This is a genomic window from Balneola sp. EhC07 (genome assembly GCF_001650905.1).
Taxonomy (GTDB): Bacteria; Bacteroidota; Rhodothermia; order Balneolales; family Balneolaceae; genus Balneola.
The window spans coordinates 1-15,728 of sequence record NZ_LXYG01000010.1 but is presented as its reverse complement, the minus strand read 5'-3'; the positions used below and the strand labels follow the sequence as shown (position 1 = coordinate 15,728).

Below are 15,728 nucleotides of genomic sequence, written 5' to 3'. Positions count from 1 at the left end.
GCATCGTTATCTACATTAAAGACCGAAATGCTTTGTGCTACATTTGAGTTAGAAGATATAGGAGTGATTTGAAGCCCTGTCCCATCAGATTCTATATGAAGTTTTGATTCCGGACTATCTGTTCCTATTCCAACACTACCATCATTTTCCACTGTAAACTTTACATTTTGGTTGGGATTTGCAGATCCACTTGATAATCTGAGTATTGGAAAGCCAGCACCGCTAGAAACTTGATTGATATAAACAGCCGATCCTACTCCATTTCTTGTAAAGTGATTATAATCAACATTATCAGTATTGGTACGAAAGGTTTTTGATTGTGTAATTCCATCCACTTCCAGTTTTTCAGATGGATTATTAGTTCCAATTCCAACTTTCCCGGATCCTCTAACCGTCATCGCAACTACAGGGGTTATTCCAGTTAGAAATACTACATCCCTGGAAGAACTTGAGCGGGGTTGCAGTACTAAATGCCCATTTTGGGTAAATGGGTAAGCAGAGTTCACATCTCTTGATCGGTAAATAAATGTATTAGAACTCCCTGTTACAGCAGAGTTCCTACCCACTCTTAGCCGAATGTGATCAGTAATATCTAAAGTGTCTGCTTGTATAACTTGTGCCTGTACATCTTGAGAAGAAAAAAGAAGAGCAATAATAAAAACAAAGAGTGAAGCTATTCGATACATAATGTCAAATATTTAATTTTAAGTATCTGTCTAAATAGGAATTACCAACAAATGTAAATGTAAATTAATGTTAATGAAATATTAAAAATCTAAGTCTGAAGTCATTCAAGCTTTCGTTCAATGCTTGTCCCACTTGAATTTTAGAGATCTTTCAACTGTTTGGGATATTAAAGCATTTTTTAGCTAGAATGGAGTTGACCCTGCAAATGATTGACGTTCAGAAGAAAGTAAATGAACTGAAAAAGGAGAATGAAATTTTGAAAACTAGGAAGGAGTAGCTCCCACTGCACAAGAGTGAGGTATGACGCTTACGATAGTTTGAGGATTATAAATGGCATTGACAACTAATCTTTTTTCGGTTAACAAGTCGCAGACTTGCCGTTTGTTTTACTCAGCTAATTCTCTCCCTTGTTTATTCCTACTCTGAAGTCACCGCTATTCGCTTAAGACTTCAGATATCTTGGGTAATAAAGATTTGGATATTTGGGAGCTCTCTAGCTTCTTCATTCCTGCTCTGAAGTCACCGCTATCGCTAAAGACTTCAGAGATCTTGGGGGCATTAAGAGATCTTTGGAAATGGCTTTGAAAATAGACTTTTAAGTTTACTAGTTATGACCTTGAACTCTAATCTGTTCCTTGGAGTTGAGATACTTTTTTCAGTTAGTCTATTAAGGAAAAGCTGTATGTTTCTCCTTCTCCTATAGAAAAAACTAAACTCAAAAAAAATATTGTATATACTATTATCATACGTAATAAATGTCACCATATAAAAGCTATTAAATATATCAAGCTTAAATGGCTGCTTTGAAACTTCAACACGTTTAATAGCATCTAAGTCTAAGTAAAACTTCATTGAGTTTCTAGTCTCCAAAACTATTTGGTTTGATAAAACCGATATTTTGCTGTTTCGATAGAATCTCAAATATGAAGAGAAAAAACTAGCCAGCAAAAGTAATGAAACGAATAATAATTTAATTTTATTTGACTCTAATTGGTCGAAGAAAATGATCAACAATATCCATAATAATGCTATAGGTATATAGTTAATAGCACTAGTAATTGTTAAATCCTTTTCGCTCTGGTAATGGTTAATTTTAAAAACCTTTTTACTCATTGCTTCCCTCCGCAACTACGCAGCTACATTGTAAACCTTCGACTATAACCTCAGCATTATCTTCAAATAAATTGTTCATCCAGTTTCCAAGAACGTTATTTGAAAGTGTATTAAGGAAATCTGTAACACTATTTGTTATAGATGCTCCAAATCCTGGATAGTCTTGACTTCTAGCAGCTCTTACCCATCTCGGTGTAACTCCGCCAAACTTATAATATTTGCTATTAACGTTTCCTCTTCCCCAATAAACAGCATTGGCTTTAGAGTTTAACCATGACGATGCTCTATAAGAGCCAGCAAAAGCCAAAGAACCTGTTATACCAGATAGAGCAACTTCTGAATAAGAAATTTCAGACAAATTATTAGATCTTAAGACTTGATCTGCAAGATTGCCCGATGCACTAATTGAACCTGCTTGAATTCCTCCTGCTACCCAACCAGCAGATGATGGAACTGCTGCAATCAACGCCCCTGTTCCAGTACTAACCATAATTCTTCCAACATCTTTCATATCCCAGTTTTTTGGGTTCAAGCCCTTTTCTTTCGCAACGTTATAGACCCCAACAGCCGTACCAACAAGTCCACCTACTACAATATGTACCCACTCACCATCTTCATCCTTATAGATTAAAGGATTATTTGCATTAACAAGGTATGAACTATGGAATTGACCTAAAGGATCAACGCTCAACCACCTACCCACTGTAGGATCATAAAACCGGGCTCCATAATGATACCAGTTCAACCCAAGTTCACCTCCAAACTCTTTGCCGTTGTAGGTAAATTTGTTTTCATCAGAACCACTATTCAAGTAGCTAAAGTCTGACATTTTTAAACCGAATGGATAATAATCATCAGCCTGTAACAACAATGGGCTTCCTGAATTATTTCTAAAAGTAGCTCTTACATTACCTAAATGATCTTTGTAATCATACTCGTATTGTAAACCACTTGCAGCATTTCTAACTCTTCCTTCTCCGAAGCCGAAAAAACTTAAGCTTTGATCTTCATATACAAAACCTCCTGAATATTCAGCCCTTACACCAAGTGAACTGTTCACATAGGTTTTTTTGGAAAGTTTAGCTCCTGAGGCATCGTATAGATACACAATCTGGTTACCGCTGTCAAAGGTAATCACTTCCGGCAAATTCAAACGATTGTAGCGAATGTCGGTAATTCCTTTGTTGTAATCCCGAGTCATGTTTCCGTTTACATCATACAAATATTCTCCGGAGGTATTATACGATCCATTATCTTTAAAACCGTAAGATTGACTACCATCTATATCGTTAATACCTACCACTTTATTGCCATTATAATCGTAATACATCCAATCAGCCATCATAGCCTGCGTTCCTCCGGCTCTTCGCAACTCAGTTATATTTCCATTGCGGTCGTAATGGTACCGGGTTTCGTAATTTCCTTCTCCGGTGCTTGTCCAACTGCTACCAACCTTGGCTCTAAAGTATGCATTAGTCAATTGGTTTAAGCCGTCATAGGCATAACTGTATTGTCCACGTTTGGTGGTAGTACCGTTCCATTTCGTTGCCCAGTTCATTCCAATAATGTTTCCGTTATACAGCGGGGAGGTCTGACCACCGGACGGAGTTTGATCGTAACTCAATGAATATCCAAATAAATCACTTTCCAGATTATCGGGATCATTCACACTTTTTAGCCAGCCCCGTTGATGATAACTGTAGTTGAGGGTTTGCAGAAAGTCGCCTCCACCTAAATAATGAAGTTTCTTCGTAGTAATCTGGCTAAGCTCGTTGTAGTCGTTTTCCACAATTTTTACTTCAGCATCACTGTTGTTTTGTTGGTACTGAGCCAATAATCTTCCTCCATGGTCGTATTCAAAGCGATTGCGTACTGTTGTGGTAACGCTGTTCCCTGTGTGTACCTGTTTGGTGCGTTCTACTTCGCCGTCAAAATGATATAATATCCAGGTCTTATTCGTACCGCCAAGATGGTTCGTGCTTTTGCTGTATATAGTGCGACCGTATTCATCTGCAAAAGTTACGCCTTCTAACCAGCTTCCTTTATTATATTCATCGAATGACGAAACAGGAATAGAGTTTTCGTTTCCTATGACTACATTCTGTCCGGGCTTGGTTTTAAATCCTGGCTTTAATGTAATACTACTTCCACCGTTACCGATATAGTACACTTCGGAGTTATCGTAATTATGGTTATCGTATTCGGTATTGGTATTAGTTTCAATTACTGTTGGGTAAGAAAGTATCCTGGTTTTACTTCCTGTAACCATGCCATCCGTACGCATTAAATCTACTTCGTGTGGGCTTCGGTTGTTTCCTGTTAACGCCGTGAATTCAGTATTGGCTTCAAAAGTTTCGTCAGGCGTGCCGTTGTTGTTGAAGTCGTAATCATCATAATAGGTTACGCTCCAAATCATACTATTTTGCAAACTCACCGGAAAGGTTCGGTTAAAAGTGTAGCCATGTTGGGTCTCAAAATTAGCTGACGTTCTGTTTTCCCAGGTAGCACCGTTCCATGTATTTAAATAACCTTGCATTTCCTCACGAGAATCTCTGTCTTCATCAATTTCGGTATACACTCCGGTCATAATAGCCCGACCACGAATATCGTATTTGGTAAAAAACCATTCGTTAGCGGTACGCATGTTTCCATCCTGGGTAAGCGCAACGCGCCCCAGTTTGTCATACACAGTGTACACGGGTTCTGCCTCCGGTATTTTCTTCCATACCACGCGATTAAAACCATCATATCGCATTTCGGTTAGCCAGGTGGTTCTTATTGTATGAGTTGGAGTAAGCTCAATAGTATTGTTACTTCCGATATCGACTACAGCTTCCGGTGGAATAATAAACCGTAAATTTCCGTATTTATCGTACACATAGTAGGTTTTTACTGGTGTAAACGAATTCTGATAACCAACCTTCAAAACTTCTCGCCCCTCCCGATCGGTATATGTGTAAGAAGTTTTACCGTTTTCGTCGGTGGTGGTGTTCTTTCCCAATTCAGCTTCGGGGTAATAGCCATTTGCTTCCGGATTTCCGGCGCTATTTACTCTCCAGTATATTACATCATCAGTAGAAGTATTGGCATCTGATTTTGTTAAAACAGTTTTCCCTGCACCGGGTTGGTAAGTTGGACCGGGTGCTCCTTGTTCTTTAAGTACTAATAAAGGAGATTTTTCCGTCACACTTTTTGCGTATGGGGCCGTATTTGGTTCCACACCACCTGTACCATTCGTATAAAAATCTTCTTGATCTTCAAACACTGATGTGTGCAATTCACCAAATTTTGTTTGCATCGTGAATGGTTGGTATTTGATAGTTTCTTGGCCAATCTCATTGTATGAATGTGGTGTAATTACATCATTTTGAGAAGGCGAGCTCTCTAAAGCTATGCTTTGTTGCATTTTTCCGGTTCCATCTACATATCCGATGGTTTTGGAAATCTCTTTATTACCCACTTGTAAACTGCTTATACCTGAAATATTAGTAATTGGTATACGGATCGATTTACTTTGTGCAAAATTAATATTTTGAATGTTTGTTTCCGGATCAATAACCTTAAAGTAGTCAGTGCTAAGATCATTCAAGCTGCTATTATTACTATCCTCAATATAAATTTTATAATTTAGACTAGTGTTTAATGGAGAAGTTACCGTCCATTCATAAGAAGAACCTGAAACACCTGAAGCAATGGGCACATATGCAGGAACCCCGTTAACAATAGCCCGAAGTTTAATATCTACATTTCCACCTTCAAAGTTTTTATTCCATTTAATATTTGGTTTTGCTCCAAACTCAAAAAACTCCCCACCCGAAGGGCTTTGCATTATAATGCGTTTTGGTTCAATCCTAAAATGAGCACTGTTTTCTGTAACAGAACTTGCCTGAAATTCTATTCTATAATTTCCTTCTGCTTGAGATGTAGGTATATTCCAGGAACAACTTCCTGACGATCCGGTACCACAAGAAGTTATTGGATCTTCATAACCACTATCGATGTTTATAAGTACAGGAGTAACAGAATTTACATTTGATGTCCAACTAAAAGGAAGTACTCCACCAAGATTATATGTACCGCTAGCAGGTCCTGTATTATCAATATAAGGTGGAGTAACAATATTAAATTGATCACCAATATCATAACCTGCTTCAAAATAACTACAACTATTATCCTGACACCATTCCTCATATTTTGATACTCTGATTTCATAGGTGCCTTCCTGAATATTTGGGGGAGACCAATAACTATATTGATAGTCGGTTCCATCCAGCGGCATAAAATTTGCAATATAATCTTCGTTAATTAGTGTCCAGTTCTGGTCAGTGGTTTTTTTATATTCAATTCTGAATTTATCAGGTTGTTGGTAGCTAAAACCTGAATCAACCACCCATTCTATTGTACAGCTTTGACCGTTATAGCAGGTGCTACCTGATGCCGGCCCAGTAACTGTAATAATGCTTGGGGGTGTATTATTGTTCGCAGATAGTTCTGTTACTTCATAATTAATCGCAATAAAGAGACAGATAATAACTAATTTTTTTAATTTTCTTAAATTCATCTTTCTACTCCTATTCCTGGTTTGAAACAAAAATTGTTTTTTCTACTGAGTTATTATCATAATCTGTAATGACGCATTTAAACTGTAAAATAAAAGCACTTGGAGTTGTAGATTGCTGAATCACAGTTACATTAGAATCTTTATCTGACAACTCTGTCCAATTCGATTCTCCTTGTGCTTTCTTGTACCAAGTGTAATTGTATGGTTTTACACCTCCTTCCACATTTGCTGAAACATCTATTTTATAATGGATACCATCTCCACCTTCAGGGTGGTGAACCGGATATTGTCCAACTTCTTCATCTGGATCGACACTGCTATAACTTCCGTATGTGTTTTCTACTGTGCCAGATAGTTTTAGTGTAAGTGATGACCCGATTTTAATTCTTCGCGAAGATTTAAGCGTCTTCCCATCCTTCAGGTATGTAAGAGTTACGTTAAACTCTTCATCTGTATTGTAAATTAGGGAAGTAGTATCAGTCGTTGTGGTTTTTCCCAGACCATTTCCAAAACTCCAAGAGTATTCTCCAGGCTCATAACCCGACCGAAGTGGAATGGCTTTAAATTCGACTCTGTCTCCAGGTTCGGGTCGTTCCGGTTCGTAATAAATAAACAATTCCTGACCATACCCATAATCATGCACCTGAAGAATATTTTTATTCATATCTCTGGTAGCTATTAATCGTCCGGCATTATCATACTCAAAATAGCTTGTACGGTTATCTGGTCCTGTCATAGAAGCTACTTTCCACGTAAGTGGATCGTATGTAAAGTAAGAAATAGACGCATAAGCCGGAATAATAGTTAGATCATCATAACAGCCACTACCATTCATATTAATTTGTTCGTTATGATTTGCTAGCAATGAAATATATCTCCATCCCGAAGTTACTGGCGATGAAACACCATTTACAGTTACATCAGAATCGACCCAGACACCTACTTTATATTTACCCCCAAAAATTGGTGGGTTTGTTGGAGTGGAACCAAGGTTTAATCCTCCTTGATCACAATTTATTCTCTCTCCTGTATGGGCGTTATCAATACCTACATGGTATCCAGTAGCTTCTTCATCTTTAAAAACTATTTCATTTAAACGGGCATTACTTATTACCGCTTTTACCAATGATTCATTATCAGAATCGTACAGCACGGATTGGAAGGTTCCGTCTTCATTCACCGTTTCAAGGGCATGACCATAGCCATCATAGCTTACAATATTTGAAGTTTTTTTCCATGGAAAAGGAATAGTTACTCCGGGATATGCATTTGTTGTACTATATAAGCTATCATTTGGAAATTCAGTGTAAGAAAGACTTGTCTCTGAGTTACTTTGATAATTATAAGTAGGCACATATACAAAAGTGTCATTTTTACGCCATACACTTCCCAGCCATGAATTAGACCATGTAGTAACACTACTTGAAATCACATCTGAACCTGAACTATTTGGAGAAAATTGTTTAAGATAAAAATCGTTTTCTATATCTAAGTTTGTTTTTCTAAACGAAGTTTCTTGAAATACCTGAGTAAGCATATTCTTTTCTTCCATTTCTCCAAACCCATCATACTTCCAATGTGCGGGTGTAACAGTACTTATCATTACTTCAGAAACATCATTTGTCTGAGTGGCAGAAATTATCGGCTGACCTGTTGAAGCATTAAAACCAATGACTTTTGATTGCTTAGTTAAAATCCTAGAGCTAGTTTGAGAGGTGTCAGCATCATAAAAATAATCATATGAAATATTCCCTGTCTGGAACACATTCAAAAATTGACGTTCTACCTCAAAACTACGCCAATCACCTTCTTCGTATTCATCTTTAGAAACATGTTTCTGTTGGGTAATTCCTAACAATTCATTAATACCGGTTGAACTACTAAATGAGTTTTTATATACATTTGAATAATTAGCCAATTCATCACTAAAGGCATATTTAGTAATTGTTTTTTTTATTGGCCGCATAAGCTCTGCGCCCGAAGAAGAGGTATAAGTCTCATAAATTGTAGTTGCTTTTGGTTTGCCGTAAATACCAGATCTGTCTTTAATTTTTAGGAAATTGAAAAGCGAATCTACTTTATATTGAGCATCTCTTGCTGTATAGAATTCATATTCTGTCATTCCATTTACAGGTTTATCGTTTTCATCCACGTTAATAACTTGAACTTTCGAGTAAACAACATTAGGTGGTGGCCTGTTAAAAGATTTATCGTTATCTAGAAAAGCTTCTCCGAATAACCTTTCCGCACGATAATTACTTGACGGGCTTTGGTCGGCAGGAGATTCTACTAATGAGGGAGTTACTCCACTTGAAACATATCCGTCCCTAAAAGAATACAATGTTCTCTGGCGTGTTAAACCATCATGCATAGTAGTACTTTTTACCCTAGAGCCTCCACCATAGGTTTTAAAAGGAATAATAACCGCAGAGTAATCATATTGATAATCTCCGTACGGAACTTTTTCTAAATCGACAATATTTTTATTTGTTATAACTTTATCTCCATCAAGGTCAACTATCCTAATATCCTCTTCTAAAATTAAATAAGTATTTTCGTATGACCCGAGATTCCAATTAAACTTCCTCTCTTTGAGCTTTATAATTTGTCCAATACTGAAATTGCTACTTGCCCCACTTATATTTATAGCTTTCGGATCTGAAGAATTTGAATAACTGTATTCATCTGATTCTCTGAAATCAACCGTTCCATTAACAAAAATAAAATCATCGCTTTCATATTCAATTTCTAATTCGCTTCCAGTAGGTGTTATAATGTTAGTCAAACTCCAAGCTGCAGACATATCTGCTCTTCCTTTGTCTTGTGGTGTAGTTCTATTTCTGAATCCACGATTAGATTGATTTTGACCTGGATGACGATATCTACCCCAGTCATCAATATCGTCAGGATGAAAACTTGGATTCAGTTCTCCGTATGCATAATTGAAACGATATGGTGGTGAGGAAGGGGTATTATTTGTACCAAAAAAGTGTACCGCATTTAACGTAAGAGCTCCACCAGCAACCGAACCACTAGAGTTTGGGCGTAAATAGTAATCGTAATCAAACTCCGACTTTGAAATTGTATCATTTTCAGACTTGTTAATTAGCGCTACCCTATCCAATTTCTTATGTCCTCTAAAACCACTTGTTAACAATTCAGTGGCAGCAAGACGTGCATTACTCTCTACATAATTTGGGCAGGGTTGAAATGTACTATTTACTGTTATTGAAGTAACATCATCAATATCGGAATATACTATTGTAACTTCCTGTAATTCTATCGTTCTTTTGGACGAATTTAAATTACAATTAAACTGAGGATCATTATAAGGAGTCTGGTTATCCTCTTCCTCTTCAAACTCTTGGATTCTGCCATCATTACCAAAATCATTATAATCAGTAATTCGTAGTACAATATCAGTTGAATTTGCTGCAGCACTAATCCAGCTAAAATCTCCGGTATATTCAAAAACTTGTGTGGTAGAAGTAGCCCTTGGGTTCAGACCAAAAGTAATATTATCTGTATTGTTTGGTGCACTTCCATTTTGCGATACAGTTGATTCAAATATTGCCTTATGTGTTTTTGATTCAATATTGGTTAAATGATACACCTCTCTCATTCCCATACTAAATGTTTTAGCATCATCTCCCGAAGGAGCATATCCGGAATGCGGGGCTCTCCATAAATGTGGTTCGTCCATTCTCTCATATTCAAATTTTACCCAATAGCCCCAGTCATCATCTGTAATTCCGTCTGATTGCCTGTCCACAAAATCAGGTCCTTTTATAGCGGTTACATACCAAGAAGTAGCATAAGGACTGCTTAATGCATTCCAGTTTTCATACCCACTACCATCTTCAATAATAGTTTTTGTGTATTGAAATAAGTTTTTAACCGGTTGCATAAACTCGTAGATCATACCATCTGTTTGAGTGATAATAAATCCTCTTATCTTACCTTTAGGTGTAAAAACGGGTTTTACTTTCTTTCCGGAATTTCTCTCTGAACTCATTTGTGTAATATTATCACCAAACCCAATATTTGATTGATCTACCTGATTGTATCCCTGATCACCTAAAAATCTGAAATTATTCTTGTCATTCGTTGGGATAGTACCGCTGGAACCCCACTGCCTTACTATTTTTCCTTTCTCATCGTATTCATGACCATCTTCCAATACATAACCATAATCATCCATACTCATAAAAGAGCCTGAAACTCCCTGAATAGCCACGTTAAATGCATCCTTTGACGGCATTAAATACTTACCCTGCTTTTGCCGTTCTCTCTTAGAAGAAGTAGTACCGGATCCCTGATATAACGTCCCATAACTAGGTTCGGAAAAAGTTTCATCTAATGTCCATTTCCATTTAGAATAACCAAAGCTAATCCAAGCCTTTCCGGGAAGAGGAATTTTTGCCGAAAATCCTGATTGAACTAGTGTCCCCCCGCTATTCTCAGTTAATGAACTGAAACCCGTTCCTCCAATACTAAAACTAGCTCCGCTCCCTTTTGAACTCAAGGATGCCCCTGCAGAAACTAGGCTTAAACTATTTTCATATTTTCCTCCTAATGATCTGCTTATACCCCCCCCTATACCAACGCCGCCATTTGTAGATGCATTAATCCCAATACCAGCACCAAGTTTAGTTCCTTTTATTCCTCTGCCAAAATTAGCACCTATTGAAGCAGAACCATCAGTTCCTATTGAAGCAGAAACATCAAAGTTTTTTAAAGGACCAGCTGCAAAGTTTGTAGCTCCCAATGCATCAAGACCTGACATCAAGCTGACAACTAAATTTGCCCCTACCATACCTGTATAATGATCGTACGTCATATTTATACCTACAGGACCAATCCCTGCACCTAGCGATAGTCCCCAGCTGCTTTTCTCATCAGCTTTATAGCTTGTTTTTACTACGTCCCCTTTATAATCATCCGGGTAACCACTTATAGTTCGGTTAACAGCGCCGGGATTTAATGTCCAACCTAAACCCACCCAAGTAGCAGGCTGATTAGGTCCAATTCCGGAATGGTAACTTAATACCACCGGGTAATCGCCTTCCGGACCCGGTACATTCAAAATCGGGACCGTATAGGTGAAATCACCTGTGGCCAAATTTACCACATCGGTAACATCCACCGGTTCAAACTGCATGGCTTCCGGTTGCACTGGACCTTGTGCTTTCAGGTTATCGGACTGCCCAATACTCACCCCAATAAGAAAAGTTATTGTTAGAAATTTTGTAAATAGGTTGGTCTTTCGAATCATAGTATTTCACTTTGTTAATTTCTGCTTTGTAGTTTCTTGCTTTTCAGGTCAACCTTAGGAAATGGAACATTGAACGGAAGCCGAACTCTTCCTACCCCTAACCCAAATTCATCTACTCTAATTAAAAATTTATCTCCTGAAAAAACTTGTTGCTCATTCCATTGCCTTGGAAATGTTAGTAAAAAGGATCTGGAATGTACGGTTCCGTAATTCCGGTCCATCTGGTAACTCAATAATGGTACTTCCTGCTTTTGCTCCGTTACAAGAGTAATTTCTTCCTTAATCCCAAATAACAGTTTTTGTAACCAGTGGCTGTAAGAATCAAATCCGCTTCCTAGCTTTGCATATATCAGATCTTCTTCTTTTACCGGGGCAATAACCATTTTGAAGTACAAATTCTGCTCGTAGCCTTGCTTATATTTTTCGATGAATTCTTTTTGTTTTGCTATCTGACCTTCAGCTGCTCCACGCTCTAATAATTGATTGAGGTATTCCGTTTCACTTGCAAGCATTAACTCTAGTGGTAAATACGTAGCTGTTAAAGTGAAATCACCTTGCTGTACCTGGGTTGTGAATTCATTCATGGGATCATAAATATGAGCTGTCAACTCTTCTTTTGTTTCAAATACAGATGCCCCCGAACAGGCATAGACGATAAAAAACAAAAGCAGAATATATACTAGGCTAGAATTCATCCTATTTATTCCATTTCTCCTTCCAGATAGTTAATAAAATCCCAAGTTACATTTATAGCTTCATCGCCATACAGAATATTACCTCCCTGAACGGTACCAAATACAATCTTATATCCTTTTTCTTTTCCAAAAGCTTTCATTCGGCTGTTTATGCTTGCATAAACAGGTTCCATTAATTCTGTTTCCAATTCACTGGCTTTTTTGTTTACCGCAGCATTATAACGACCCAATTCTTGTTGCTTCTGTTGCATTTTAGCTACATGCGCTTCCCTTTTTTGAGTGTCCCAACCTTCTGCTTTTTCAACTAGTTCTGTATTTAATGCTTCCAGCTCACCATTAAGCGTATTTATATTGGCTTGCCATTCTTTAATCTTTGTATCCAGTTCCCCCCGAGCTTCTTTTGATTCCGAATATTCAGCAATCAATACATTACTTTCCACATATGCGATCTTAGATGAACCGTTAAATTGATAGATCGAAAATATAAGTGCGACAGTTGCTGCAATTAGTGCTGAGACAGATATCCAGTTCATTGATTTGTTAGTCATTTATTTTGTATGAGTGTTTTTAATTCGTTGATTTGCTCTTGTAAATTTTTGTTTTTCTTTTCCAGATCGATCATGTAAAGAGTCATTTCTTCCAGTTTTTCAAGCACTAGCTTCTGCATCTCCCCAACTTGCTGCCCATTTTCCTCTACTTCTTCTGCAGTTGGGATTCCGGGCAAGTGCTTATTGGATTTAATGTAGGCTTCAAGCTCTTCTAAACTTGGCAATGGATAATCGGGTGCAAATACATAATCCGGCCAGCCCGTCGCTTCTACTATTATTTCTTTACTGCGGATCTTCCCGTTTACCGAAAGTTTTTCGGTAGGTGAGTTTGTACCAATACCTAAATTCACATTTTCGAAGTAAGCATCAACCACTCCGTCTCCACCTTCAATAGTTAAGTGTGTATTTTCTCCCCCTCCTGATGCAATTCCGGTTTTTATTACTACTTTTCCGTTAGGTGTTCTGTTGGTAAGAAATGGGTAGCTATCATTATTAGTAAAATCAAACATGAAAAAGTACCTACCTGAGCCGACGTTATTTTCCTTAGGTTCATACAAAAAACCTTGAGTACTTCCGGAGTTATCAAAATAAATTCTGCTCGATGAATTAATCTTCACATCCCCTGAATTGGTGTTTGTTATGGTTGATCCTGAACTGGTCCACTGAGCATAAATGCCTGGGGATATACTTACTATTGTGAGTAATAAGATTATTTTCTTCATAACACTTTAATTTTTTAATGGTTTTCTTTTCTAGTCTCCAATTGTTCCACTCTTTTGATCAAACGAGAAATATGCTCTTCATGGGATTGTAGTTTTTCTTCTTGTTTTTTATTCATTTCATTCTGCTCAATCAAGTGCAATGTTAGCTCTTCAATTTTTTTGAGTAACAACATATTCATCTCGCCAAGAGTTATTCCGTTCGCTTCCATTTCCTTAGCAGAAGGAACTTCGGGCAAATGTTTGTTGGCTTTAATGTAAGCTTCCAGTTCTTTAAGAGTAGTGAGGTCATAATCTTCTTCAAATACATAGTCCGGTCCGGGAACACTTAAATCCACTATCACTTCTTCGGAATGGATTTTACCTTTTACAGTGAGTTTTTGATCTGGATTAGTAGTTCCAATGCCTACGTTACCGTTTTGAGTTTTGATGGTAAAGGCATTAGTTATATCATTTCCATCGTACCTTAGCCCAATCCGAAATAAATTATCTGATTGCCAATTCCCGCCCCAAGATTGATCAAATCCAATATAAGCTCCTGATGCTCCTCCATCTTGAAGCATTTCAATACGGGGATTGTCTCCTTCATTGTTATTGTCCGTATCTGATTCTAATATTAGTACAGCATCTCCTGAAGTACCCGAACTAATATGTAATTTTTCTAATGGATCGGCAGTACCAATACCTAAATACCCATTATCTTTCAGGTGGAAATCCGTTGTATTTCCTGTAGGGCTTAAGGTCACTTCTGTATTGTCAAAAAAAGCCACTTTTTTAAATGCAACCGGCTGTCCAATTCCGGTTGAGGGAGCCGACAGATTAATTGACCAATTTCTACTGTTACCATCAAAGTCTAAATATCCTGCACTAGTATTATGTTGCCCAGGCTCAATGCTATAGGTTGCATTACTTTGTGGGTTTCCGGAGCCGTCATATGTAGCATTAAACATCCATCCACCACCTTGCCCGTTTGTTGCTAAAAATTGTTCGGACTTAACATTTACTCTATCAAAATAGACCTTTCCCGGATAGTGGATTTTTATACTTCCTGCTATATCCAGTTTTTGTACCGGAGCAGAAATGCCGATGCCCACATTCCCTGAATTGTAATATATATCATTTCCCGATGTTGTAAACTGCGCTTTTACACTCAGAGAAAAACTCAAAGCAATTCCTAATACTAACAACCCATACACCTTTTTCATAGAAACTTTTCTCCTTTTTTATTTTAAAGAGTATATCACTGCAGATATATAATTAAGCGTATAAAACAATCGTAAAATTATTGTTAGAGCTAATTTCTCAGTGCTTAAATCATTCCATTACAGAGCAACTATTCATTTTAACATAAACCAGAATAAAGAGGCTAAACAAACTATATTAGGACTTATTGACCAATATTGACTTTAACATAACCCCAAATCTATTAAAATTTTTTAATGAACGAATTAAACCAATTTATCCAGTAGTTGCAAATTATTTCTAAGTTATGTTATTGCACGCCTTTACAGACACCTATTTGAGGAGTTTATTGAGCCCCATAAGATTGACATCAGGCCTTTTTACCAATACTTGATAAGGCATAAGCTTAAAATAGTATTGGATTAGATATAAAATAGATTTATCGGTTGACCAAAGTCTTCATCTTCTTTTTTGGTAAATATTTTCATCTCATTTTGTGTTTTCAATCATCTCAATTCTCTTGAAGAGTTCTAGAATAGCTTTTTCCTGATCCTTTAATTTAACAGTTAACTCTTCTTGTATTTTGCGTTCTTTTTGGATCATTCCTTCTTGAGCTATCGTGTAAAGCGTTAGCTCTTCTATCTTCTTAAGTAGTAGCATATTCATCGCGCCCAGAGTAATTCCGCTGGCCTCCATTTCTTTAGCGGAAGGAATTTCGGGCAAATGTTTGTTGGCTTTAATGTAAGCTTCCAATTCTTTAAGGGTAGTGAGATCATAATCTTCTTCAAATACATAATCCGGACCAGGCACATTCAAATCTACAATCACTTCTTCGGAATGGATTTTACCCTTTACCGTTAGTTTTTGATCCGGATTGGTGGTGCCGATGCCTACGTTCCCGTTCCCTTCAAATCTTGCAACCTCAATATCACTTCCACTTGTTTGTTC

The 15,728-nt window shown here is 37.3% G+C and carries 6 protein-coding genes and 2 pseudogenes; all 8 read right to left on the bottom strand.

Annotation, left to right across the window (positions count from 1 at the left end; genetic code table 11):
• Positions 1-686, bottom strand: a pseudogene (locus A8B79_RS04150) (hypothetical protein); the annotation flags it as partial.
• 1,106 nt (positions 687-1,792) lie between these two features.
• On the bottom strand, positions 1,793-6,361 hold the full coding sequence (locus tag A8B79_RS04140; RefSeq protein WP_066218363.1) for a DUF6443 domain-containing protein: 4,569 nt from the start codon (positions 6,359-6,361) through the stop codon (positions 1,793-1,795).
• Positions 6,362-6,371: 10 nt separating this feature from the next.
• Positions 6,372-11,636 carry a hypothetical protein gene (locus A8B79_RS04135; protein ID WP_066218357.1) on the bottom strand — a complete coding sequence of 1,755 codons (5,265 nt, stop codon included), beginning with the start codon at positions 11,634-11,636 and terminating at the stop codon, positions 6,372-6,374.
• Between the two features lie 14 nt (positions 11,637-11,650).
• A complete protein-coding gene (locus A8B79_RS04130) occupies positions 11,651-12,331 on the bottom strand; it encodes a hypothetical protein (RefSeq protein ID WP_066218354.1) in 681 nt (226 codons plus the stop codon).
• A gap of 5 nt (positions 12,332-12,336) precedes the next feature.
• The gene (locus A8B79_RS04125) at positions 12,337-12,879 is read right to left on the bottom strand and encodes an OmpH family outer membrane protein (protein WP_066218352.1); all 543 of its coding nucleotides are present in this window, start codon (positions 12,877-12,879) and stop codon (positions 12,337-12,339) included.
• Entirely contained in the window at positions 12,876-13,601 is a 726-nt protein-coding gene (locus tag A8B79_RS04120; protein ID WP_066218349.1) for a hypothetical protein, read from the bottom strand. Before A8B79_RS04120 ends, A8B79_RS04125 begins: the two co-directional genes overlap by 4 nt.
• Positions 13,602-13,615: 14 nt before the next feature.
• On the bottom strand, positions 13,616-14,803 hold the full coding sequence (locus A8B79_RS04115; RefSeq protein ID WP_066218347.1) for a tail fiber protein: 1,188 nt from the start codon (positions 14,801-14,803) through the stop codon (positions 13,616-13,618).
• A gap of 466 nt (positions 14,804-15,269) precedes the next feature.
• A pseudogene (locus A8B79_RS16120) lies at positions 15,270-15,728 on the bottom strand (tail fiber protein); the annotation flags it as partial.

Coding starts and splice junctions, on each gene's coding strand:
- A8B79_RS04140 (WP_066218363.1), bottom strand. CDS start 6,361: ATGAATTTAAGAAAATTAAAAAAATTAGTTATTATCTGTCTCTTTATT.
- A8B79_RS04135 (WP_066218357.1), bottom strand. CDS start 11,636: ATGATTCGAAAGACCAACCTATTTACAAAATTTCTAACAATAACTTTT.
- A8B79_RS04130 (WP_066218354.1), bottom strand. CDS start 12,331: ATGAATTCTAGCCTAGTATATATTCTGCTTTTGTTTTTTATCGTCTAT.
- A8B79_RS04125 (WP_066218352.1), bottom strand. CDS start 12,879: ATGACTAACAAATCAATGAACTGGATATCTGTCTCAGCACTAATTGCA.
- A8B79_RS04120 (WP_066218349.1), bottom strand. CDS start 13,601: ATGAAGAAAATAATCTTATTACTCACAATAGTAAGTATATCCCCAGGC.
- A8B79_RS04115 (WP_066218347.1), bottom strand. CDS start 14,803: ATGAAAAAGGTGTATGGGTTGTTAGTATTAGGAATTGCTTTGAGTTTT.